The organism is Mycetocola sp. (assembly GCF_025464835.1).
Classification (GTDB): Bacteria; Actinomycetota; Actinomycetes; order Actinomycetales; family Microbacteriaceae; genus Mycetocola_A.
This window is the reverse complement of the sequence record NZ_JAODMP010000003.1, coordinates 1-23,626: the sequence shown is the minus strand read 5'-3', so window position 1 is coordinate 23,626 and position 23,626 is coordinate 1. Positions and strand designations below refer to the sequence as shown.

Below are 23,626 nucleotides of genomic sequence, written 5' to 3'. Positions count from 1 at the left end.
TAACCCGGACGACCATGTCGGTTATGACAGTAGCAGGAGCCCGGCGGTCTTCTCGCGGGCGGTGAGGAAACGCTGTTGGACGTTCTCCCAGTTGGTGATGTTCCAGAACGCCTTGACGTAGTCGGCGCGGACGTTCTTGTAGTCGAGGTAGTAGGCGTGCTCCCAGACGTCGAGCATCAGCACCGGGACGGTGCCTGCCGCGAAGTTGGACTGCTGGTCGAAGAACTGCTGGACGATGAGTTTCTGGCCGATCGAATCCCAGGCGAGCACAGCCCAGCCGGAACCCTGGACGCCGAGGGCGGCCGCGGTGAAGTGGGCGCGGAACTTGTCGAATGAGCCGAAGTACTCGTCGATCGCAGAGGCAAGCTCGCCGGTGGGCTTGTCGCCGCCGTTCGGCGAAAGGTTGGTCCAGAAAATCGAGTGGTTGACGTGGCCGCCAAGGTTGAAGGCGAGGTCCTTCTCCAGCTTGTTGACGTTAGCGAGGTTGTCGGAGTCCCGTGCCTCAGCCAACTGTGCGAGCGCGGTGTTCGCTCCGGTCACATAGGTCTGGTGGTGCTTGGAATGGTGCAGTTCCATGATGGCCCCTGAGATGCTCGGCTCGAGTGCCGAGTAGTCATACGGGAGGTCAGGGAGGGTGTATTCAGCCATTGTTTATGTCTCCTCTTCTTGTGTCGCCGGCCGCCTGTGATGCGGCTCAGGCCGACGTTTCCAGTCTAGTCAGGTCCCTTGAGCCGTTGGGGTGGGGCGTGGAACGGATCAGACGTCGTCGAGACCGGGCGGGAGGTTGGCGTCCGTCCCAGGCAGCCCGAGGTCCTGGGCACGTTTGTCTGCCATGGCCAGGAGGCGACGGATCCGGCCGGCAATCGCATCCTTGGTCATCGGAGGGTCTGCGTGGTGGCCGAGTTCGTCGAGGCTCGCATCCCGGAAGCGCAGCCGAAGCTCCCCGGCATAGCGCAGGTGTTCCGGGATGTCGTCGCTGAGGATCTCCATGGCGCGTTCGACACGTGCGCAGGCAGCGACGGCGGCCTGGGCCGATCGGCGGAGGTTCGCATCGTCGAAGTTGACCAGGCGGTTGGCTGTGGCGCGAACCTCCCGGCGTTGACGGAGTTCCTCCCACGCCTTGACCGTGCCGTGCGCTCCCATGAGAACGAGCATCGCGCTGATCGCTTCGCCGTCGCGGATGACGACACGGTGAACGCCTCGCACCTCCCGTGCCTTGGCTGCGACGCCGAGACGACCAGCCGCCCCGACGAGGGCCATCGCCGATTCGTTGCCCGGGCAGGTGATCTCGAGGGCTGCCGAGCGACCGGGGTCGGTGAGGCTTCCCGCTGCGAGGAACGCTCCGCGCCAGACGGCGGCGAGTTCGGCTTTGGTTCCCGTCGTGAGACGGTTCGGCAGGCCACGGATCGGCCGGCGCCGGGCGTCGAGCAGGCCGGTCTGGCGCGCGAGGGTCTCGCCTCCGTCCTGGACGCGAACCAGGTAGGACTCGCCCCTGCGGGTCCCGGAACCGCTCGTCATGCTGACATCGCTGCGCACGCCGTACAGTTCGGCGAGGTCCTTGCGGATGCGACGGGCGAGCTGCGGGGTTTCCAGTTCCGATTCGATGGCGATGCGGCTGGAGATGAGGTGGAGCCCACCGCTGAAGCGAAGGATTGAGGTCAGCTCAGCAGCCCGAACGGCTGTCTTCGATTCCACGATCCCGGCCAGTTCTTCTTTGACCTCAGCAGTCAGTGCCAATCGTTGTCCTATCTCGTGTGGTGAAGTCGAATTTCGGACCGGGCGCTGTTATTCGCGTCCGAGGTCCCTGTGTTTGACGCTCGTGGCCACTCCGGGCAGCTCGGCGAGCTTGTCCGCGAGCTGAAGTGCGAGAGCGACGGAGCGATGTTTTCCGCCCGTGCAGCCGATGGCGAACGTGGCGAAACGTTTGTTTTCGCGCTGATACCCGGCCAGAACCGGGGCGAGGGCCGTCGCATAACTGTCGAGGAATTCCCTGGCGCCGGGCTGGTCGAGCACGAAGTCGCTGACTTCGGCGTCCAGTCCAGTATGCGCCCGAAGCTCTGGAACCCAAAACGGGTTGGGCAGGAATCGGGCGTCTGCGACCGTGTCGGCGTCCGATGGTAGGCCGTATTTGAAGCCGAAACTCATCACGGTGAGCCGAACTCCCGGTGTGCCCTCAGCAGCGAAAAGCTCGGCCGTCTTGGTGGCAAGCTGGTGCACGTTGAGGTCAGAGGTGTCGATCACGATGTCGCTGGACTCTCGCACTGCGGCAGTCCTCGTGCGTTCGTTCGCGATGCCGTCGAGGATCGTCCCTGCACCCTGGAGGGGGTGCGGGCGGCGGACCGCGTCGAATCGGCGGACCAGTGCGGCATCCGTCGCGTCGAGGAAAACGACCCGGAGCTTGGTTCCTGAACGAAGCTTCTGAATCATCTGCTGGAAGTCGCTGAAGAAGTCGCGGCCGCGAACGTCGACGACAGCGGCGATCCTGGGCAGCTCTCCCCCCGCCCGTTCGGCCAGGTCGATGAGCGGCCGGAGCATCTGCGGTGGAAGGTTGTCGACGACGTACCAGTCGAGATCCTCCAGTGCGTTCGCCACCGTGGACCGGCCGGCGCCGGACATGCCCGTGACGATCAGTACTTCCTGAGGGATCGGCTGTTCCACCGTTTCCTGCACTTTCCGTTGGGCAACCGGCGTGATCCGGCTGTCCTCCCCAGCCTATCGACTGTTCAACTGGGCGTGGATTGCTGTGGCCAGGGCGGGGCCGATGCCGGCGACTTCGGTGATGGCTTCGGGCGTTGCCTGTTTGAGCTTCGCGACCGAGCCGAAATGCCGCAGCAACGACTTGACTCTCGCCGGGCCCAGCCCGGGGATGTCGGTGAGAACGCTCGAGATGTCTGCCCGGCGTTTCGACCGCTGGTAGGTGATCGCGAAACGGTGCGCTTCGTCTCGGACTCTTTGAAGGAGGAACAGCGCCTCTGAATTGCGGGGAAGGATGACGGGGTAGTCGCTGTCCGGGAGCCAGATCTCCTCCAGCCGCTTCGCCATCCCGACGAGCTGGATGTCTGTCCTGCCCGATTCGAGAAGGGCGCGGCGCGCGGCCTGCACCTGCGGCTGGCCACCGTCGACGATGAGCAGTTGCGGTGGATAAGCGAACTTCCGTGGCTTCGCGACTGGCTCGGCTGCCGCATCCGTGTCTGCTGCCGCGCCGTCCTCCTCGCTCGTCTCCGGCTCGATCAGGTACGCCAGGCGCCTCGAAAGCACTTGGTAGATCGACTCCGTGTCGTCGGTGGACTCAGCGATGCTGAACCGGCGGTACTGGTCTTTCCTCGGCAGGCCATCCTCGAACACCACCATCGATGCGACGATATTGGTCCCCGAGAGGTGCGAGACGTCGAAACACTCGATCCGCAGTGGTGCCTGCTCCATCCCGATCGCCGCCTGGATGTCGGTCAACGCTTGCGATCGAGCCACGAAATCGGCGCTGCGCCTGGTTTTGTACAGCATGAGCGAGTTCTTGGCATTGATGACGGCGGTCTGCATGAGTGCCGCTTTCTCGCCGCGCTGTGCCGTGTGGAGACGCACTTTGCCCTTGCCGCGGAGCCCGGCGAGCCAGGTCTCGAGTTCGGCGGCATCCTCGGGACGTTCGGGGACAAGAATTTCCCTGGGGATGTCGACGACACCACCTGAGTCGTATGCGCGCTGCAGGACGCTGTCGACGAGTTCAGCGGTGGAGAGGTCGAGTTCCTTGTCGACCGTCCACGAGCGAACACCGCGGATCCGGCCACCCCGGACGATGAACTGCTGGACGGCTGCCGAGAGTTCATCGTGGGCGAGCCCGAACAGGTCAGCGTCGACCGAGTCCTTGAGAACGACGGCGCTTTTGTCCAGCACAGCCTCGAGTGCCTGGAGCCGGTCACGGTAGCGCGCGGCAGCCTCATAGTCCTGCACGGCCGCCGCCTCACGCATCTTCCTGGTCGCTTCGGTGACGAACCTCTTGTCGTTGCCGTTCAGGAAGCTGACGAAGTCGTTCACCATGGCGCGGTGTTCGTCGATGCTGACCCGTCCGGAGCAGGGGCCGCCGCAACGCCCGATCTGTCCGGGGAAGCATGGGCGCCCGGACTGCATTGCACGTTTGTAGCTCGAGTCGGAGCACGTGCGGATCGGGAACGCCTTGATCATCAGGTCGATGGTTTCATGGACCGCCCAGATCTTCGGGTACGGGCCGAAATACTTCGCCCCCCGGATTCGAGGGTTGCGGGTGACGAGGACGCGGGGGGCTTCGTCGGCGAGTGTCACAGCGAGGTACGGGTACGTCTTGTCGTCGCGGAACTTGACGTTGAACGGCGGTTCGAACTCTTTGATCCAGGTGTACTCGAGCTGCAGCGCGTCGATGTCGCTGCCGACCACGGTCCACTCAACGCTCCGTGCCGTGGTGACCATGCGTCGCGTGCGTTCGTGCAGGCTCGGCAGTGGGGCGAAATAGTTGCTGAGCCGGGCGCGGAGGTTCTTCGCCTTTCCGACGTACAGGACGCGCGAATTCTCGTCGCGGAACCGGTACACGCCTGGGCTCGTCGGAATCTCGCCTGGACGTGGCCGGTAACTGAGGGTTCCTCCCACTTACCCCGCCTTACGGGTGTCGACCTGGCCCGCACTCATCTCGTAAGCATCGAGGACTTCCTTGAGGTAGTACCCGGTGTGGCTCTTCTTGACCCTGGCAAGTTTCTCGGGCGTTCCGGTGGCGAGGACCTTGCCGCCCCCAGCGCCACCCTCCGGCCCGAGATCGATCAGCCAGTCAGCCGACTTGATCACGTCGAGGTTGTGCTCGATCACGATGACGGTGTTGCCCTTGTCGACGAGGCTGTTGAGCACGAGCAACAGCTTACGAACGTCTTCGAAGTGCAACCCGGTCGTCGGCTCGTCGAGCACATAGATGCTCCGGCCATTCGTCCGCCGCTGAAGTTCGGTGGCAAGTTTTACACGCTGTGCCTCGCCCCCGGAGAGCGTCGTGGCGCTCTGGCCAAGCCGGACATAGCCGAGCCCCACCTCGACGAGGGTCTTCAGGTAGCGGTGGATCGCCGTGATGGGTTCGAAGAAGTCCGCGGCCTCCGCGATCGGCATGTCGAGGACCTCAGCGATGTTCTTGCCTTTGTAATGCACCGAAAGGGTGTCGCGGTTGTACCGCGCTCCACCACAGACTTCGCACGCGACATAGACATCGGGGAGGAAGTTCATCTCAATTTTGATCGTGCCGTCACCCGAGCAGGCCTCGCAGCGCCCGCCCTTGACGTTGAAGCTGAACCGCCCGGGAAGGTAACCGCGCGTCTTGGCTTCGATTGTCTCCGAGAACAGGTTCCTGATGCGGTCGAAAACACCCGTGTATGTGGCCGGGTTGGAACGCGGGGTCCGCCCGATCGGTGCCTGGTCGACGTGGATCACCTTGTCGAGCTGCTCGACGCCGGTCACTCGGGTGTGCTTGCCAGGCAGTTTCCTGGCGCCGTTGAGCTTGTTGGCGAGAACGCGGTAGAGGACGTCGTTCACAAGTGAGGACTTGCCCGATCCGCTGACGCCGGTCACCGCGGTGAAGATCCCGAGCGGGAAATCGACGGTGACCTTGCGGAGGTTGTTCGCCTCGGCCCCGACGACGGTGACGATCCGCTCCGGGTCCACCGGCCTGCGTGTCTCCGGTACCGCGATCTCTTTGCGCCCTGAGAGGTAGTCGCCGGTGAGCGACCGGGAGTTCGACAACAGGTCGTCGTAGGAGCCCGAGTGCACGACTGTGCCACCGTTGACCCCTGCCCCCGGGCCGATGTCGACGATCCAGTCGGCGGTCCGGATGGTGTCCTCGTCGTGTTCGACGACGATGAGCGTGTTGCCGAGGTCACGCAGCGTGACGAGCGTCTGGATGAGGCGACGGTTGTCGCGCTGGTGGAGTCCGATGCTCGGTTCGTCGAGGACGTAGAGAACACCGGTGAGTCCTGACCCGATCTGGGTCGCCAGCCGGATGCGCTGGGCCTCACCGCCGGAGAGCGAACCGGCGGTGCGCGAGAGGTTCAGGTAGTTCAGCCCCACCTGGATCAGGAAGTCCAGCCGGACCTTGATCTCACGGAGCACCTGGGCGCCGATCATGCCCTCACGGTCGGTCAGGTCCATCTGGTCCATGAACTCGCGTGCGTCGCTGAGGCTCAGCGAGGCGACATCCGCGATGTTCGCGCCGTGGATGAGCACGCTGAGAACTTCTGGTTTGAGCCGTTTGCCGTCGCAGACCGGGCAGGGGATCTCGCGGAGATACTCGCCCCATCGTGCCCTCTGGACATCGGTCTCGGCCTGGGCGTACTGCCGTTCGATGTACGGCATCACACCCTCGAAACCGGAGGTGTAACTCACTTCACGGCCGTAACGGTTCTTCCACTTGACCTTCACCTTGAAGTTTTCGCCTCGCAGAACCGCTTCCTGTACCTTCGCCGGGAGTTTCTTCCAGGGGGTGCGGAGTGAGAAGTCCAGGTCGCGCGCAAGACCTTCGAGCAGCTTCTCGTAGTACTGGTAGAGGCCCTTGCCTTGGGTGGTCCACGGGATGATCACGCCGTCGTCGATGCTGAGATCCTCATCGCCGATGAGGAGGTCCTGGTCGACGGACATGCGGGTGCCGAGCCCTGAGCACTCGGGGCAGGCGCCGAACGGTGCGTTGAAGCTGAAGGTACGCGGCTCGATCTCGGTGAGCTGGACCGGGTGGTTGTTCGGGCAGGAGAGCTTCTCGCTGTACGACCGCACGGCATCCGGGCCGTCCTCGTCGACGAGTTTGACCTGCACAAGGCCGTCGGTCAGCCCGAGGGCTGTCTCCAGGGAGTCGGTGAGCCGGCTGAGCGCGTCAGGGCCGGCGACGAGCCGGTCGACGACGACGGAGATGTCGTGCTTGTAGGACTTCTTGAGGGTCGGCGGCTCGTTCAGCTGGATCTGCTCGCCGTCGACGAGCGCGCGGGCGTAGCCCTTAGCGGCCAGATCCTTGAACAGGTCGACGAATTCGCCCTTCTTCTGGGAGACGATCGGGCTCATCACCATGTAGCGGGTGCCGGTCTCCAGCTCCATCAGCTGATCGGCGATCTGCTGCACGGTCTGTCGTTCGATCCGCTCACCGCACTGGGGGCAGTGAGGAACCCCGATGCGGGCCCAGAGCAGCCGCATGTAGTCGTAAACCTCGGTGATCGTGCCGACGGTGGACCGTGGGTTGCGGTTGGTCGATTTCTGGTCGATCGACACGGCGGGGCTGAGCCCCTCGATGAAGTCGACGTCTGGCCTGTCCACCTGCCCGAGGAACTGGCGGGCGTAAGCCGAAAGCGATTCGACGTAGCGGCGTTGCCCCTCGGCGAAGATCGTGTCGAAGGCGAGGGACGACTTTCCTGAGCCTGACAGGCCGGTGAACACCACGAGGGAGTCCCGCGGAATATCGAGGTCGACGTTGCGCAGGTTGTGCACGCGGGCACCGCGGACGCTGAGTTTTGACGTGGAATTTACCTTCGAGATTGACACCCCACGAGTCTACGTTGACCCACTGACATCACCGTCCCCAGGGTGCACAATGAGGGCCATGGGCGCCTACGCTGCGAAGAGGGAACGGATGGTGGCTGACCAGATCGCGGCCCGCGGCATCCGTGACCCGCGCGTGCTTGACGCGATGCGGCGTGTGCCCCGCGAGGAGTTCGTCCGCCGGCTTTCACGGTCGAGCGCCTACGAGGACCACCCGCTGCCGATCGCCTCAGGGCAGACGATTTCGCAGCCCTACATCGTCGCGCTGACGATGGAGGCTGCCCGTCTCGATGAGCACTGTTCCGTGCTCGACGTTGGCACGGGGTCCGGGTATGCGGCCGCGGTCCTGGCGGAGATCGTCGCTGACGTCGTGTCGATCGAACGGCATCCTGAACTCGCGGAGGGAGCGCGCAGAGTCCTCGCTCGGCTCGGTTACTCCAACGTCTCGGTGGTGACCGGGGACGGCACGCTTGGGTGGCCGGATGCTGCACCGTACGATGCGATCGTTGTTGCTGCGGCTGCACCCCGCGTCCCCGAGCCATGGCTGGAGCAGTTGAAGGACGGCGGGCGCCTGGTGATGCCCCTCGGCACACCAGGGTTCGGCCAGAAGCTCAAACGTTTCACCCTCGGGCCTGACCGGATTTCTCAGATGGATGATCTCGGCGGCGTCACCTTCGTGCCGCTGATCGGTGCGAACGGGCTCGGTGCTCCGCTCTTCGAAGAGAACGACGACTGAGCCCGTCAGCCGAGGTGCCCCGCCTTCTCCATCTGGCGTAGGTCCCGTTTCAGGTCAGACAGCTCGTCGCGCAGCCGGCCGGCGAGCTCGAACTTGAGTTCCGCAGCCGCCGCCAGCATCTGGGCGTTGAGGTCGGCGATGATCGACTCGAGTTCGGCGGCGCCCTCTGAGGCGATGCCCTCCCGGCGCAGTCGCGGTGTCGGGCTCTTTTTTCTGCCGTCGCGGTGGGCGAGCATCTGGGCGGTGTCTGCTCCCTCGCGGGCGAGGGCATCCGTGATGTCGGCGATCTTCTTGCGCAACGGGGTCGGGTCGATGCCGTGTTCGAGGTTGTAGGCCACCTGGGTCTCGCGGCGTCTCGTGGTCTCCTCGATCGCGCGCTGCATCGAATCGGTCAGCACGTCGGCATACATGTGAACTTCGCCCGAGACGTTCCGAGCGGCACGACCGATCGTCTGGATGAGCGACGTGGATGAGCGGAGGAATCCCTCTTTGTCGGCGTCGAGGATGGCCACGAGCGAAACCTCAGGAAGGTCGAGCCCCTCTCGGAGCAGGTTGATACCGATGAGGACGTCGTAGAGCCCTGACCGAAGCTCACTGAGCAATTCCACCCGACGCAGCGTGTCGACGTCGGAGTGCAGGTAGCGGACACGGACACCCGCTTCGGTGAGGAAGTCGGTCAGTTCTTCCGCCATCTTCTTCGTGAGAGTGGTGACCAGGACTCGTTCGTCGCGACCGGCACGCAGCCGGATCTCCTCGAGCAGGTCGTCGATCTGGCCCTTCGACGGCTTGACGATGATCTGCGGGTCCACGAGCCCGGTCGGTCGGATGATCTGCTCGACAACGCCGTCGGCCACGCCCATCTCGTAGCGGCCTGGGGTCGCTGACAGGTACACCGTCTGGCCGACCCGGTCCTTGAATTCGTTCCACTTGAGCGGACGGTTGTCGAGGGCGCTCGGCAGCCGGAAGCCATGCTCGACGAGGGTGCGCTTGCGCGACGAGTCTCCCTCGTACATCGCCCCGATCTGCGGCACGGTGACGTGCGATTCATCGATGACGACGAGGAAATCGTCGGGGAAGTAGTCGATCAGGCAGTGTGGGGCCTGCCCCGGTGCGCGGCCGTCCATGTGTCTTGAGTAGTTCTCGATGCCCGAACAGAAACCGATTTGCTGCATCATCTCGAGGTCGAATGTGGTGCGCATGCGCAGTCGCTGGGCTTCGAGGAGTTTGCCCTGCCGTTCCAGCTCTGCGAGCCGCTGCTCGAGTTCTTCCTGGATGGTGCCGATGGCTCGCTGCATCACGTCGGTGCTCGCCACGTAGTGCGACCCGGGGAACACCGAGACCGAGTCGAGTTTGCGGACGATGTCACCGGTCAGCGGATGCAGCGAGTAAAGTCCCTCGATCTCGTCGCCGAACATCTCGATCCGGACGGCGAGTTCTTCGTAGACGGGGATGATCTCGATCGTGTCGCCGCGCACCCGGAAGTTACCGCGTGAGAAATCGACGTCGTTGCGGTTGTACTGCATCGAGATGAACTTGCGGATCAGCCAGTCCCGGTCGACCCTCTGGCCGACCTGCAGCGCCATCATCGCGTTGAGGTACTCTTCTGGCTTGCCGAGCCCGTAGATGCAGGAGACAGTGGACACCACGATGACATCGCGCCGGCTCAGCAGGGAGTTCGTTGTCGAGTGCCGGAGCCGTTCGACCTCGGCGTTGACGGACGAGTCCTTCTCGATGAAGGTGTCGGTCTGCGGGACGTACGCCTCAGGCTGGTAGTAGTCGTAGTAGGAGACGAAGTATTCGACCGCGTTGTTCGGCATCAGTTCGCGGAACTCGTTGGCGAGCTGGGCGGCGAGAGTCTTGTTGTGGGCGAGGACGAGTGTGGGGCGCTGGACGGCTTCGATCAGCCACGCCGTCGTCGCCGACTTGCCGGTTCCCGTCGCGCCGAGCAGGACGACATCCGTTTCGCCTGCATTGATGCGGCCACTCAGTTCGGCGATCGCCTTGGGCTGGTCGCCGCTCGGGGTGTATTCGCTGATGACCTCAAAGGGGTGCACAGAGCGGGTGGTTTGCATACTTCGAGTCTAGGCACCTCCACCGACATCGGAGCCGGTGGCCGCTAGCGGGAGGGCGCCGTCCTGACCCGATCCCAGAGCCGGTCCGCCTGGGTGAGGGTGTCTTCCAGGTTCCCCTCCGTGTCGATCACGACGTCGGCAACCGCAAGGCGTTCCTCGTCGCCGGCCTGGGCATCGATGCGTTTGCGGGCTTCAGCCTTGTGCATCCCCCGGATCCCGGTAAGGCGGGTCATGCGGGTGGCTGGGGAGGCGTGGGCGACGACGATGAGGTCGAACGGGTACTCGTTCCGGGATTCCACGAGCAGAGGGATGTCGTAGACCACGACGGCGGCGGGGTCGGCGTTCCCCGCGTCCTCGATGCGTTTCGAACTGAGACTGCGGACCGCGGGGTGCACGATCGCGTTGAGCGTCGCCAGCGCCTCCGGATCGGAGAACACGATCTCGCCGAGAGCGGCACGGTCGAGGCTGCCATCAGCGTTGAGGACCCCGCTACCGAACCGTTCGACGATGGTTGCGAGGGCGGGTGTGCCCGGTTCGACGGCTTCTCTCGACAGCTGGTCGGCGTCGATGAGGACGGCTCCGTGTTCTGTCAAGCGCCTCGCGATGGTGGACTTGCCAGAAGCGATGCCTCCGGTCAGGCCGATCAGGTACACGATGCCGGCGGGCTCAGGCGACGGGGACGAGGTGACCCTCGAGGTAACCGACCGGCACCGAGCGTGCTTCGGCGAGCAGCCACGGGTCACCGTCCGGCGATGCGTCGAAGGCGAGACGCTGAAGCGCACGGGACAGTTCCACGGCGACGTTGAGGTGGACGAGCCACTGCTCGTCTGTCGGGAAATCGAATTGGGCGAGGAGGCCGGCAAGTGCGGCGATGAACTCGTTCGCTCCCTTGAGGTACTGCTCCTGGCTCTCCTCATCGCCGAGGATCCGATACTGGGTCGCCTTGAAACCGGGGATGGTGCGGCGCGCGAGAACGGAGGTGTCCGTCATGATCCCAAGCGCTTCCTGCCAGGTGGCTGGGTTGGCTTCGAGCAGTTTGTCGATGCACAGGGCCACGTACTGGTCCTGCATGTACTGGTACACCCCGAGCATGAGGGCGATCCGGTCGGGGAAGAAGCGGTAGACAGTTCCGATCGCCATCTCGGCGCGTTTCGCGACCTCGGCGGTCGTGACACCCGCGTGACCCGACTCGTCGATGATCTCACCGCAGACCCGAAGAACCGCTTCGAGGCTCTGACGGCTTCGCTCCTGCTGCGGATTGTTCCTTAGTGACGTCTCACTGGAGATGTCCTTTGCCAGATAGTGCCTTAGAGAACCAACGTCCACGTCGCGCCTTCAATAGTTGATTTGAACAGGGAGCCGCCCCCAACCCGCAGCATTCTCGCCCAACGTTAGCAGTCGGACGGTTCTGTTCGCCCCCACCAAACGGGGGTGATGGAGAGGTTCGGGCGGGAACACGACGACTGGCCGGCCCCTGTTCGGGACCGGCCAGTCGCGTGTGGCGTTGCTTAGGAGTTGCTGGTCAGCTTCTCGCGAAGAGCCGCGAGCGACTCGTCGTCAGCGAGAGTGCCGGCGCCTGCCGTCTCGCTCGAGAAGGTGGATCCCGCGGACGGTGCGGACGCTGCTGCGGCCTCTTCCGTCGCTGCGGTCGCAACCTGCTTCTTGTGAGCTTCCCAGCGAGCCTGGGCTGCAGCGTAGTCCTGCTCCCACTTCTCGCGTTGGGTGTCGAAGCCCTCTTTCCACTCGTTGGTCTCCGGGTCGAAGCCCTCAGGGTACTTGTAGTTGCCCTGGTCGTCGTACTCGGTGAGCATTCCGTAGAGTGCCGGGTCGAACTCGGTGCCCTCGGGGTCGACGCCCTCGTTGGCCTGCTTGAGGCTCAGCGAGATCCGACGGCGCTCGAGGTCGATGTCGATGACCTTGACGAAGACCTCGTCACCGACCGAGACAACCTGCTCGGCGAGCTCGACGTGCTTGCCGCTGAGCTCGGAGATGTGAACGAGTCCCTCGATGCCGTCTGCGACGCGGACGAACGCGCCGAACGGAACGAGCTTGGTGACCTTACCCGGTGCAACCTGGCCGATGGCGTGGGTGCGGGCGAAGACCTGCCACGGGTCTTCCTGCGTCGCCTTGAGCGACAGGGAGACACGCTCACGGTCGAGGTCGACCTCGAGGATCTCGACGGTGACCTCCTGGCCAACCTCGACAACCTCGGAAGCGTGCTCGATGTGCTTCCAGCTGAGCTCAGAGACGTGGACGAGACCGTCGACGCCACCGAGGTCGACGAACGCACCGAAGTTGATGATCGACGAGACGATGCCCTTGCGGACCTGACCCTTCTGGAGGTTGTTCAGGAACGTGGTGCGGCTCTCGGACTGAGTCTGCTCGAGCAGCGCGCGACGCGAAAGCACAACGTTGTTGCGGTTCTTGTCGAGCTCGAGGATCTTGGCTTCGATCTCCTGGCCAAGGTACGGCGTGAGGTCACGAACCCGGCGAAGCTCGATAAGCGACGCGGGCAGGAAGCCGCGGAGCCCGATGTCGACGATGAGGCCACCCTTGACGACCTCGATGACCGAACCGGTCACGACGCCATCGGTGTCCTTGATCAACTCGACGTCGCCCCACGCGCGCTCGTACTGCGCGCGCTTCTTGGACAGGATGAGCCGGCCTTCTTTGTCTTCCTTCTGGAGGACGAGGGCTTCGACCATGTCGCCGACCTGAACGACCTCGGACGGGTCGACGTCGTGCTTGATGGAAAGTTCGCGCGAGGGAATGACACCCTCGGTCTTGTAGCCGACATCGAGGAGGACCTCGTCGCGATCGATCTTGACGACGGTGCCCTCGATGAGGTCTCCGTCGTTGAAGAACTTCAGTGTTTTCTCGACCGCGGCCAGGAAGTCTTCAGCCGATCCGATGTCGTTGATAGCGACCTGCTTGGCGGTCGTTGCGGTTGTCATGTAGTGGTTGCTCCAGTAAGGACTGATTTCGGGCCGACACGATCCCCCAATAATGAATTGTCGGGATGTTTTCCGTGTACGGCGAACGGATAGAACGTCACAAAAGTGACATGTCAGTCTATCCGGTCTGACTTCTGGGAAGCAAGCTGGACCCGCTCGCCCGGAATTGCCGAATTCAGCCCACGGATGGGGTCCTGGTGGCAGTCACGGCAAGGTCGAAACTCACGTCTCGGGTTGCCCGGAAATTGAGGTGGACGGATGCCGAGAGCACATTCGTTCCGTCGGTGACGAGTGAGGACGGAATGGTGAAGGTCACTGGCGCGGCCGCTGCCTCGCTCGTCCGGGGGGCGCGATGCGAATACGTGCTTGAGCTGATCTTGCCCGAGGTCATGTTCGTCCGACCGATCTCGACGCCGTTGAGGTACACCACGACGCCGTCGTCGACCTGGACCTCGGCCGAGATGCTGGAAAGTTCGGAGGCGTCGTCGATCGTGAAGGTGTGACGGAACACGGAGGCCCTTGGCCTGTCGCTGGTGGGAGGCGGGACGTCGATGTTGGTGCGCACTTCATGGAATCCGAATCCGAACGGCGCACGGTCCTCGGCCCAGGAGGTGTCGTCGAACGCGACGCTCGTCCAGCCTGCCGGCCACGCGGAGTTCGAATACAACCAGGACCACGCGGACCCGCGCGGTACGAGGATCTCGGGACTGCCGGTGATCGGTGGTGCAGGAGTCGTTGCCTCTGCAGCGCCCGCCGCTGAGGCGAGCCCCGTCGCACCTATGGCGACAACCGCATACGAGTAACTCCTCGACGCAGTCACTCCGGTGTCGGAGAAGGTCCTGGTCGGTTCGGTCGCCGTTCCGACCTGGCTGCCGTTGCGGAGGATGCGATACGAGACTGTTTCTGGTCCTGAACCTGGCGTCCAGGCGACGCTCGCTTCGGTAGGGCTGGTCGCGGTGGCGGTGACGGTGGGAGGTCCAGGGGGCAGCTCGGTCTGTTCCCCTGTGGTCCGTTCGCCGGTGAGCGACAGATCCATGCTGGCATCCGACGTTTCCTTGTAGTTGAGATGGACAGAGACCGCTACAACGTTCTCACCGTCACGCAGGAGAGAAGCAGGAACGTCGAACCGTGCGGGCGTCGCGATCGCGGACGTTGTGCGCTCGGCTGAGCTCGCGTTGGTCGAGTCGTCGAGCAGTCCCGTCACGTTGTTCCGCCCGACCTCGGTACCGTTGACCCACACTGCCACACCGTCGTCCGCGTGGGTCGACACGACCATCCTGGAGTACTCATGAGCGGCAGTAAGCGTGAACGAGTGCCGGAAAAGCGCGGAAGGGGGCCTGTCCGATCTGGGCGGCGGTACGTCGATGTTGGTGATGATGGATGGGCTGCCGAAGCCCAGCGGAGCCCGGCCTTCGGCCCACGTGGCATCGGCGAACGAAGGTCCGGTCCAACCGGGGGGCCAATCCGACGACGAATACAGCCACTTCCAGCTCGACCCGGCGTCGACGACGGTGACCGGGGTCGGGACCCCGACCGGCGGCGGCGGCAACGTGACCGACCCGGACCCGCCAGGCGACAGCAGCCCGGTCTCTCCGACAGCGACGACGGTGTACTCGTGTTGTGAACCGGGCGGCAGCCCGGAGTCGGTGAACGTTCTCGTGGGTTCGGAAACCGTTGCGGGCGTTCCGCCGTCCCGGCTGATCCGGTACTCGACGGCAGGGTCCTCGCCGCCTTGCCAGCCGATGAGCGCCGTTGTGCTGTCGATCGCTGTCGCGGTCACGACCGGACGGCGCGGGGGCGCCGGGGGCGGCTCCCCGCCCTCGCGCACTGCCGACATGACCAGGTCGAAGCTCAGGTCAGGCGTCGCCTTGTAATTGAGGTGAACAGACGCCGAGACCACGTTCCGCCCGTCCCGCAGGAGCGTCGCCGGCACCGAGAACACGGCGGCTTCGGCGGTCGCATCGTCGGTGCTCCGCGCGGAACTGGCGTAGGTGGTGTACTTGACAGTCCCTTTCGGCATGTTCATCCTGCCGACCTCGACGCCGTTGACACTGACGGCGAGTCCGTCATCGGCGCGGGTGGCGATGTTCACCGAACTCAACCGGTCGGCGTCCGTGACCTGGAAGGAATGCCGGAACAGGGCACTCGTCCCCCGGTTCGCTGTTGGTGCAGGAGCATCGATATTCGTCGTGTTACCGTCCGCTCCGAACCCGAGGGCGGCGTTCCCCCTCGGCCAGTTGCCGTCGACGAAGCCGCGAGTGGACCAATCCTCCGGCCAGGGCGTGTTCTGGTACCACCACGCCCACGTGCTGCCGCCGCGCACCAGAATGTCCTTGTTGTTCACATCGCGGGTCGGCGACATATCGTATGCGACGGAGAAGGCGCTGTCCGAATCCTTCTCGAACCGGCCGAGTTTCGGTGAGTACGTCCTGGCTTTGATGGTGTTGGTGGACGGCGAGAAGTGGTAATAGCGCAGCCATCCGTCGCCGCCGTTGATCCGCTCCTGGTAGTTCGAGAGGATCTGGTGCACTGGCTTGCCGCACGCGTTCGAATCGGCGCGGCGGGCTTCGCCCTCGTCGCCGGCGTGCCAGTGGCCGTTGAGGACGAGGAAGATGTTGCAGTTGTCGTAGATGAGCTTGTTCCAGACCTCGGCCGCGGAATTGGCATTTGGGTCGCTTCTGAGCACGACATCCGAGCGGGCGCCTGCCGTGGAGACGAATCCGTGGGTGGAGATGATGGCGCGACGGTCCGGGTAGGCGTCGAGCACCTTCTGTGCCCAGTCCAGTGTGTAGTCCGGCGATTCGAACTCGAGATTGATGAGGACGAAGTCCAGGCCGCCCGCGGTGAACAGGCCGAAGTTGTCCTTGTTCTTGCGGTCGACGGGGTCAGGCCCGAAAAGATTCTGGCCGAGGTAGCCGCCGTAGGACGCCGTCGCCGAGTTCCAGCTCGCCGTCGAATATCGTGACGGCGGAAAATAACTGTCGTAGGTGCTTGATTCGCCTGTCACGAGGTCAAGGTCATGGTTGCCGGGAAGCACGCTGTTCGGTATCCGGGCGTCGTCGAGTACTTTCATGTATTTGTCGGCTCGTCCCCATTGGTCACCGTCCGGCCAGGCCTCGACGAGGTCTCCGAGCTGGGTGACCCAGGCGATGTTGAGATCCTCCTTCTTCTCCACGAGCCACTTGACCTGATCGCCGAGGGTCGATTCATGGGTCGTGGTCGCGGTGTATCCCTGGACATCTGGCAGAACCGCGAGCGTGAAGTCCTCGGCGGCAGGAGGATCCCCCGCGACCGAAGCGCGGATGTTCGGGACGAGAAGCGCGCCAAGCAGAACGGCAGCGAGCAGGGCTGCGAGTGCCCACATCCGGGCCCGGGCCGCGGAATCCCGACGAGCTCTCCCTGGCTGCCAGACCATATACATCTCCTGCCGTGCCGGGCTGGTTCGACACGGCTGGTATCAGGATCGGTCCCTCGGAGTGCCCCACAACAGTCCCCAAAGTGAGGGACACTCAGATATGCGTCAGCCGCTGCAGCACTGCTGCGACGAATCGGGCCCCGGCCGACGGATCCCATCCGATGAACAGCGACGGCTCGAAAAGCTCTGCCTCCAGAACAAGAGGGCCGAGTTCCGGGTCGTGGACGATGTCGATACGCGCATACAGCGGGAGCGCATCCGAATCGGACAGTCCGTGCCGGACCAGTACCCTGGTTGCTGCCGAGATGAGGGCGTCACCGATCGCTCGTTCAGCCGGGTGGGCGTCGATGGATTCGATCGTCTCGGCATACGCTCCGCCGAGCAGTCCCCCACCGACGGCGAGCAACGGCCCCTTCGAGATGGCGTGGCTGAAACGCCCGTCGAAATAGAGGAGCGCGTGTTCGCCGCGTTCCTGCACCCCTTCGATCGCCGGCTGCACCATGACCGTCTTGCCGATATCGAGGATATGGGCGGCGAGCTCGGTGGCCGCCGCGTCGCCGGAGTCGAACAGGCCGGTGTTCTGCGACCCAGCGGACACAGAAGGCTTGACGACGAGCCGGGCGGAACCCAGTCCAGAGACGGCGGCGTGAACCTCCTCGATCGTCGTACAGAAGATTGTCGGCACGAGTGGCACGTCCGAGACGGCGGCGATGTCCCGCAGGTAGACCTTGTCGATGTTCCACCGGATCACGGCAGGTGTATTCAGCACGGGGACGACGGATGCCACCCGGTCGAGCCAGGTCAGGAACTCCGCCGCTCGAGCCGGGTAGTCCCACGGCGATCTGATGATCACGAGATCAAAGTCCCGCCAGTTGGCCGACGGGTCAGTCCAGAGAACGACCCGGGCGTCGACTCCGGCGTTGGCGAAGCCATCGACGAGGAACGGGAGGTCGTCGTCGGAGAACGCTGGATCGGTCAGCCCGTGGCTGACGAGGGCGATTCGGCTCAACGGGTCAGCCGGCAAGGAGAGTGCGCTTGAGAGTGTCGAGGCCGACGCCGCCGAGGTCGAGCGCTTTCCTGTGGAACTCCTTGATGTCGAAAGCGTTCCCTTCACGGCGCGCGTACTCGTCACGAAGCTGCTCCCAGATCCGCTGTCCCACCTTGTACGACGGAGCCTGCCCGGGCCAGCCGAGGTAACGGTTCACCTCGAAGCGCACGAAACCCTCGTTCATGTTCACATTCTTCCCGAGGAACGCGAACGCATCGTCCGCCGTCCACGTGCCAGTGCCGTCCGGGTGTGGTTTTCCGAGGTGCACCCCGATGTCGAGGACGACACGCGCTGCCCGCATCCGCTGTCCGTCGAGCATCCCGAGCCGGTCGGCCGGGTCGTCGAGGTATCCGAGCTGCTCCATCAGCCGCTCGGCGTAGAGGGCCCACCCCTCCGCATGGCCAGACGTACCGGCGAGCTGCCGGCGCCAGGTGTTGAGCTTGGCGCGGTTGTACACCGCCTGGCCGATTTGCAGGTGGTGTCCGGGAACGCCCTCGTGATAGACGGTGGTGAGTTCACGCCAGGTGTCGAACTCTGTGACGCCCTCTGGCACCGACCACCACATGCGACCGGGGCGCGAGAAGTCATCGGTTGGGCCGGTGTAGTAGATCCCGCCCTCCTGTGTCGGGGCGATCCTGCATTCGATCGTGCGGATCTCGTCGGGGATGTCGAAATGGCTCTGCCCGAGTTCGGCGACAGCGCGGTCGCTGATCTGCTGCATCCAAGCCTGCAACGCTTCGGTGCCGTGGAGCTTGCGGGTGGGGTCGCCGTCGAGGAATGCGATGGCCTCTGCAACGCTTGCCCCTGGCTTGATCTCGCGGGCGATGGACTCCTGTTCGGCCGTCATTCTGGCGAGCTCGTCGATCCCCCACTCGTAGGTCTCGTCGAGATCGACGGTGGCGCCGAGGAACCGGCGCGACTGGAGCGCGTAGATTTCGCGGCCGACGGCATCCTGCTCCTGGGCGACCGGTTCCAGTTCGTGGGCGAGGAAATCAGCGAGCGAGCGGTAGGCGACAGCCGCCTGCCCGGCGTTGGCGGAGAGGTCGTACGCGAGAGACGCAGGAAGCTGGCCCTCAGCCGGAGCCGCCGTGGCGGCGAGGTCGAGGAAGAAGCCCTCGTCCGCGCTGTACTTCTTCGCCTGTTCGAACACCTCACGCACTTGCCGTTTCGCCGGGGTCACTCCTCGTTCGATGCCGAGGCGCAACGTCTCGATGTATCCGGCGATGGCGTCAGGAAGCGCTTTCAACCGGGTGGAGACGTCATCCCAGTCGTCGACCGTCGCCGTCGGCATGATGTCGAAGATTTCACGGATGCCTTGCGCGGGCGATGCGATGACGTTGAGGTCGCGCAGGTGCAACTGCGCATCCGCGCTTTCCAGGTCGAGCCGGAGTTCACTGGCAAGGTCTGTCCTGGTGACCTCGTCGATCTCGTCGACGGGCTTCACCGCCTCGAGATCGGCAAGGACCCGTTTCGCCTCGGCGACGTACCGGTCATGCCCCGCCGGCGAGAAGTCCCCGAACCTGGCGTTGGCCTCGGTGCGACCGATGTAGGTTCCGACCAGCGGGTCCAGGTCGACGAGAGTGTCGACCCAATCCTCGGCGATGGCATCGACGGCAGACGGGGCGCGCGTGGGTTCGGTCATGGAGTCGAGCATAGGACAGTGGCGCCCGCCCGTCACGGAGTTCAGTGCGCGGCGGTATCCCAGTTGTGGCCCCGGCCGACGTGGACGTCGAGCGGCACTGTCAGGTCTGCAGCGCCCGCCATTCTGGTGCGGACGATCGCCTCGAGGGCGTCCCACTCCCCCTCGACCACTTCGAAGATCAATTCGTCGTGCACCTGCATGAGCATGCGGGAACCGAGATTCTGAGCTGCCGTGTCTGCTTCGATATGGATCATCGCGATCTTCATGATGTCGGCAGCCGACCCCTGGATCGGAGCGTTGAGGGCTGCGCGCTGCGCGTTGTCGCGCAACACGCGGTTGGGGCTCTTCAGGTCAGGGAACGGGCGGCGGCGGCCGAAGATGGTCGTGGTGTAGCCGTCTTCAACAGCCTGTTCCACGACGTTGCGGAGGTAGTCCCGCACGGCGCCGAAGCGAGCGAAGTAGTCGCTCATGAGCGTTTTGGCTTCGGATGAGTCGATCCGCAGCTGCTTCGACAGCCCGAAGGCGCTGAGCCCATAGGCGAGGCCATACGACATCGCCTTGACCTTCGTGCGCATCTCGTTCGTCACATCTGCCGGCTCCACGCCGAAGATCCGCGCCCCGACGAACCGGTGCAGGTCTTCACCGGAGCGGAACGCCTCGATCAGGCCCTCGTCGCCTGAGAGGTGCGCCATGATTCGCATCTCGATCTGTGAGTAGTCAGCGGTGAGCAGCGTCTCGTAGCCGGCGCCTGCCTCGAACGACGCACGGATGCGCCTGCCCTCTTCGGTGCGCACAGGAATGTTCTGGAGGTTCGGGTCGGTCGACGAGATCCGCCCCGTCGTCGTCCCAGTCTGCACGTAACTCGTGTGGACCCTGCCGTCGTTCCCGATGGCTTTGTCGACTGTTTCGACGATCTGACGCAGCTTGCTCGCGTCACGGTGTTCGAGCAGGAGCCCGAGGAAAGGATGCGGGTTGGATGCCTGCAGGTCGGCCAGCGCACCGGCATCGGTCGAGAAGCCCGTCTTATTGGCGCGGGTCTTCGGCATGTCCAGTTCGTTGAACAGCACTTCCTGCAACTGCTTCGGCGAGCCGAGGTTCACTTCGTGTCCGAGAATCGCGTAGGCCTGGGATGCCAGGTCGGCGGCTTTCGCGGCCAGTTCGGCGCTCAGTCCGGTGAGCTGGGCGTGGTTGACGGTGACGCCGCGCAGTTCGATGTCGACGAGGGTGAGCAGGGTCGGCACTTCGATCGAGGTCAGCACGTTCCTGGAGCCGGGGTCGAGCACCTCGTTGAGCGCGTCGACGAGCCGGAGCGTGTACCAGGCCTCGACCGGCGCTGACGCCGGTTCGTTCACCGGGACGAGCTGGTTGGGATCTGACACCGGAAGGGTTTCGTCCAGGTACCGGCTGACGAGGTCGGAGAGAGTCTTGTCCTGACCGCCTGGACGCAGAAGCCAGCCGGCAACGTGGGTGTCATAGGCGAGCCCGTCGAACGAAAGCCCCGCGGTCTTGAGCGCCTTGAGCTGCCGCTTCGCGTCGTTCATGAGCTTCGGCGACGGGCTGGCCAGCCATTTCTCGAACGGCGCGTAGTCAGCGCGGCCGGGAACCCAGCCGACGGTGAGGCACTCCGTCGGCGTCGAGATGCCCATCCCGGCGGGCTTGCCGTCGTGCAGGTCCACCGTGAAGCCGAGGCCGTCCGGGTGTGCCGCGACGGCGCGGGTCAGCCACGCGTCGAGCTCTTCATCGAGGAGTTGCTGCGGCACAGGGCTGGCGAGTCCGGCGCCGGAGGGCGATCCGGATGCGTCGTTTTCCTCCTCGACGCCCTCCGCCTTGAGCAGGCGGTCGAGCATGGTGCGCAATTCGAGCCGGCCGAAGATGTCGCGCACCGCCTGCTGATCGATGGGGCGCTTCATAAGCGAGTCGATGGTGACCGGAAGTTCCACATCCGTAAGCAGGTGGTTGAGCCGCCGGTTACGGACGGCGTTCTCTTTGTGCTCGCGGAGGCTCTCGCCGACCTTGCCGGTGATTTTGTCGGCGTTCTGGAGGATGCCGTCGAGCGAGCCGTAGAGGTTCAGCCACTTCACAGCGGTCTTCTCGCCGACCTTCGGTACGCCGGGGAGGTTGTCGCTGGTCTCCCCGACGAGAGCGGCGACCTCCGGGTACTGGTGGGGCTGAATACCGTAGCGTTCCATGACCTTCGCGGCGTCGTAGCGGGTCAGGTCGGAGACACCCATGCGCGACGGGTAGAGCAGGATCACGTCGTCGTTGACGAGCTGGATGGTGTCGCGGTCGCCGGAGACCACGAGCACGCGGAATCCCTGCTCCTTGCCCTGTACGGAGAGCGTGGCCAGGATGTCGTCGGCTTCGTAGTCCTCGATCGAGATGGTGGTGATGTTCATCGCCTTGAGCGCGTCCTGGAGGAGCGGAACCTGCCCGATGAACTCCGAAGGGGTCTCGCCCCGCGTGCCCTTGTAGTCCGGGTACTCCCGCGTGCGGAAGCTGGATCGGGAGATGTCGAAAGCGACAGCGATGTGCGTCGGTTTGTGGTCGCGAAGGAGGTTGATCAACATCGCGAGGAAGCCGTGGATGGCGTTGGTGTGCTGTCCGTCCTTCGTCGAGAAGCTGTCGACCGGAAGTGCGTAGAACGCCCGGAATGCTAGGGAATGACCGTCAATGACGAGGAGGGTAGGCTTTTCGTTGTCCGACACCACACCAGCCTACAAGCGACTTGCGACAGTGGGTTTCGAGCACGAGCAAAGGCGACGATGACCGAGACGACCCCCGACGACCTCGACTATGTTCTGCAGCGCGGCGGCGGTGCACTGGCGGCGAAGATGGGTATCGAGTTCCTCGAATTCTCCATCGATCGGGCCGTTGCGACCATGCCGGTCGAAGGCAACACCCAGCCAGCCATGCTGCTCCACGGCGGTGCCTATGTGGTCCTGGGTGAGTCGCTCGGCTCGATGTCGGCGAACCTGTGGGCCGGCGCCGGAAAACTCGCGGTCGGCATCGACATCAATGCCACCCACACCCGGTCTGCCACCTCGGGGATCGTCACAGGCGTCTGCACGCCGATCCACCTGGGCCGATCGATGACCGTGCACGAGATCGCGGTCACCGACGAGCAGGGCCGGCGCTGTTCGACCATCCGGATCACGAACCTGATCAAGGATCTGCCTGTCGGCTGACGGAATTCGGCATTGGGGACGGATGCCGTCACGGTGCGTTCGTCCGTCCTGAATGCCGGTTTCGGCGACGGGGACCCGACGTTTGCGACGGATGAGTCGGCGGCATCCGTTAACCGCAAAACGGGCCGGAGAACCGGCCCGTTTTTACGTCGACGTTACTTCTTCGCGGTGAGCTGTTCGACGATCGCCTGGGCGACGTCGTGCATGGTCAGACGGCGGTCCATCGACGCCTTCTGGATCCAGCGGAATGCTTCGGGCTCGGTCAGGCCCATCTTCTCGTTGAGCAAACCCTTGGCGCGGTCGACGAGCTTGCGGGTCTCGAAACGCTCGACCATGTCGGCGACTTCGGCTTCGAGGGTGATGATCTGCTGGTAACGGCTGAGAGCGATCTCGATGGCCGGGAGGAGGTCGTTCGGGGTGAACGGCTTGACGACATAGGCCAGTGCTCCCGCTTCGCTTGCGCGTTCGACGAGCTCTTTCTGGCTGAATGCGGTGAGCAGCACAACCGGGGCGATCTGAGCCTTGTTGAGGCGCTCAGCGGCGGAGATGCCATCGAGCTGCGGCATCTTGACATCCATGATGACCAGGTCTGGGCGCAGTTCGGTGGCGAGGGCCACGGCGGTCTCTCCGTCGCCAGCTTCTCCGACGACCTCGAACCCGTTGTCTCGGAGGATCTCGACGATATCGAGGCGGATGAGGGATTCATCTTCGGCTACGACAACTCGGCGCGGGGCTGGGGGTGTTACATCTGGCTCGGTCACGCCTTAATCCTACGGTACTCTTGTCCTCGTTGTTACGCGCCGGTGTGGCGGAATGGCAGACGCGGAGCACTCAAAATGCTTTGTTCGAAAGGACGTGTGGGTTCGAGTCCCACCACCGGTACAACACGATGACCCCTCGGCTTCCCCGTGCTCACACGGAAGCCGAGGGGTTGTCTGCTTTCGACGCCGGTGGCGTGGTCTGTTCCCGCCGAAACGGGCGGACAGCCTGTTGTTGCACATCGACAGAGCCGAGCCGATCGCCATGTGCTTGTCGAGCTACGGGGTAGGTGCCGAG

General features: G+C 64.2%; 16 protein-coding genes and 1 tRNA gene. 3 read left to right on the top strand and 14 right to left on the bottom strand.

Annotated elements, in window-relative coordinates:
• Nucleotides 1-21 precede the first annotated feature (21 nt).
• The 5 genes from JWP90_RS00230 to uvrA all read right to left on the bottom strand — a co-directional run bounded on the left by JWP90_RS00230 (nt 22) and on the right by uvrA (nt 7,521).
• Complete coding sequence (locus JWP90_RS00230; RefSeq protein WP_297358368.1) at nt 22-648, bottom strand: superoxide dismutase; 627 nt, start codon at nt 646-648, stop codon at nt 22-24.
• 108 nt (nt 649-756) lie between these two features.
• Nucleotides 757-1,737 (bottom strand): DNA-binding protein WhiA, encoded by a 981-nt coding sequence (gene whiA / locus JWP90_RS00225; RefSeq protein ID WP_297358366.1) that lies wholly within the window; start codon nt 1,735-1,737, stop codon nt 757-759.
• Between the two features lie 48 nt (nt 1,738-1,785).
• A complete protein-coding gene (gene rapZ, locus JWP90_RS00220) occupies nt 1,786-2,658 on the bottom strand; it encodes an RNase adapter RapZ (protein ID WP_297358364.1) in 873 nt (290 codons plus the stop codon).
• Nucleotides 2,659-2,712: 54 nt separating this feature from the next.
• Nucleotides 2,713-4,614 (bottom strand): excinuclease ABC subunit UvrC, encoded by a 1,902-nt coding sequence (gene uvrC, locus JWP90_RS00215; protein ID WP_297358362.1) that lies wholly within the window; start codon nt 4,612-4,614, stop codon nt 2,713-2,715.
• A complete protein-coding gene (gene uvrA, locus JWP90_RS00210; protein ID WP_297358360.1) occupies nt 4,615-7,521 on the bottom strand; it encodes an excinuclease ABC subunit UvrA in 2,907 nt (968 codons plus the stop codon).
• 58 nt (nt 7,522-7,579) lie between these two features.
• On the opposite strand from uvrA, the gene JWP90_RS00205 reads away from it, so the two are divergent.
• Nucleotides 7,580-8,254, top strand: coding sequence for a protein-L-isoaspartate(D-aspartate) O-methyltransferase (locus JWP90_RS00205; RefSeq protein WP_297358358.1), 675 nt, complete (start codon nt 7,580-7,582; stop codon nt 8,252-8,254).
• A 5-nt stretch (nt 8,255-8,259) separates the two neighbouring features.
• On the opposite strand, the gene uvrB is transcribed toward JWP90_RS00205, so the two are convergent.
• From uvrB to polA, 8 genes are all read right to left on the bottom strand, one after another.
• Nucleotides 8,260-10,326, bottom strand: a complete 2,067-nt coding sequence (gene uvrB / locus JWP90_RS00200; protein ID WP_297358356.1) for an excinuclease ABC subunit UvrB — start codon at nt 10,324-10,326, stop codon at nt 8,260-8,262.
• Between the two features lie 44 nt (nt 10,327-10,370).
• Nucleotides 10,371-10,979, bottom strand: coding sequence for a dephospho-CoA kinase (coaE, locus tag JWP90_RS00195; protein WP_297358354.1), 609 nt, complete (start codon nt 10,977-10,979; stop codon nt 10,371-10,373).
• A gap of 13 nt (nt 10,980-10,992) precedes the next feature.
• The gene (locus JWP90_RS00190; RefSeq protein WP_297358352.1) at nt 10,993-11,652 is read right to left on the bottom strand and encodes a TetR/AcrR family transcriptional regulator; all 660 of its coding nucleotides are present in this window, start codon (nt 11,650-11,652) and stop codon (nt 10,993-10,995) included.
• 182 nt (nt 11,653-11,834) lie between these two features.
• Entirely contained in the window at nt 11,835-13,280 is a 1,446-nt protein-coding gene (rpsA, locus tag JWP90_RS00185; protein ID WP_297358350.1) for a 30S ribosomal protein S1, read from the bottom strand.
• Between the two features lie 175 nt (nt 13,281-13,455).
• Nucleotides 13,456-16,644: a metallophosphoesterase gene (locus JWP90_RS00180; RefSeq protein ID WP_297358348.1), complete on the bottom strand. Its 3,189-nt coding sequence runs from the start codon at nt 16,642-16,644 to the stop codon at nt 13,456-13,458.
• Nucleotides 16,645-16,789: 145 nt separating this feature from the next.
• Nucleotides 16,790-17,704: a hypothetical protein gene (locus JWP90_RS00175; RefSeq protein WP_297358346.1), complete on the bottom strand. Its 915-nt coding sequence runs from the start codon at nt 17,702-17,704 to the stop codon at nt 16,790-16,792.
• Nucleotides 17,705-17,708: 4 nt separating this feature from the next.
• A complete protein-coding gene (locus JWP90_RS00170) occupies nt 17,709-19,385 on the bottom strand; it encodes a DUF885 domain-containing protein (protein ID WP_297358344.1) in 1,677 nt (558 codons plus the stop codon).
• Between the two features lie 41 nt (nt 19,386-19,426).
• Nucleotides 19,427-22,090, bottom strand: a complete 2,664-nt coding sequence (polA, locus tag JWP90_RS00165) for a DNA polymerase I (protein ID WP_297358343.1) — start codon at nt 22,088-22,090, stop codon at nt 19,427-19,429.
• 57 nt (nt 22,091-22,147) lie between these two features.
• Here polA and JWP90_RS00160 point away from each other — a divergent pair, with 57 nt between their 5' ends.
• Complete coding sequence (locus JWP90_RS00160; RefSeq protein WP_297358341.1) at nt 22,148-22,570, top strand: hotdog fold thioesterase; 423 nt, start codon at nt 22,148-22,150, stop codon at nt 22,568-22,570.
• Between the two features lie 155 nt (nt 22,571-22,725).
• On the opposite strand, the gene JWP90_RS00155 is transcribed toward JWP90_RS00160, so the two are convergent.
• Entirely contained in the window at nt 22,726-23,331 is a 606-nt protein-coding gene (locus tag JWP90_RS00155) for a response regulator (protein WP_090712872.1), read from the bottom strand.
• A 38-nt stretch (nt 23,332-23,369) separates the two neighbouring features.
• Here JWP90_RS00155 and JWP90_RS00150 point away from each other — a divergent pair.
• Nucleotides 23,370-23,452 (top strand) — tRNA-Leu (locus JWP90_RS00150).
• Nucleotides 23,453-23,626: the final 174 nt, after the last annotated feature.

Excerpts from the sequence above, each read along its gene's own strand:
- JWP90_RS00160 (WP_297358341.1), top strand. The coding sequence starts at position 22,148 with ATGACCGAGACGACCCCCGACGACCTCGACTATGTTCTGCAGCGCGGC.
- JWP90_RS00230 (WP_297358368.1), bottom strand. The coding sequence starts at position 648 with ATGGCTGAATACACCCTCCCTGACCTCCCGTATGACTACTCGGCACTC.
- uvrB (WP_297358356.1), bottom strand. The coding sequence starts at position 10,326 with ATGCAAACCACCCGCTCTGTGCACCCCTTTGAGGTCATCAGCGAATAC.
- rpsA (WP_297358350.1), bottom strand. The coding sequence starts at position 13,280 with ATGACAACCGCAACGACCGCCAAGCAGGTCGCTATCAACGACATCGGA.
- JWP90_RS00180 (WP_297358348.1), bottom strand. The coding sequence starts at position 16,644 with ATGTGGGCACTCGCAGCCCTGCTCGCTGCCGTTCTGCTTGGCGCGCTT.
- JWP90_RS00170 (WP_297358344.1), bottom strand. The coding sequence starts at position 19,385 with ATGACCGAACCCACGCGCGCCCCGTCTGCCGTCGATGCCATCGCCGAG.
- JWP90_RS00205 (WP_297358358.1), top strand. The coding sequence starts at position 7,580 with ATGGGCGCCTACGCTGCGAAGAGGGAACGGATGGTGGCTGACCAGATC.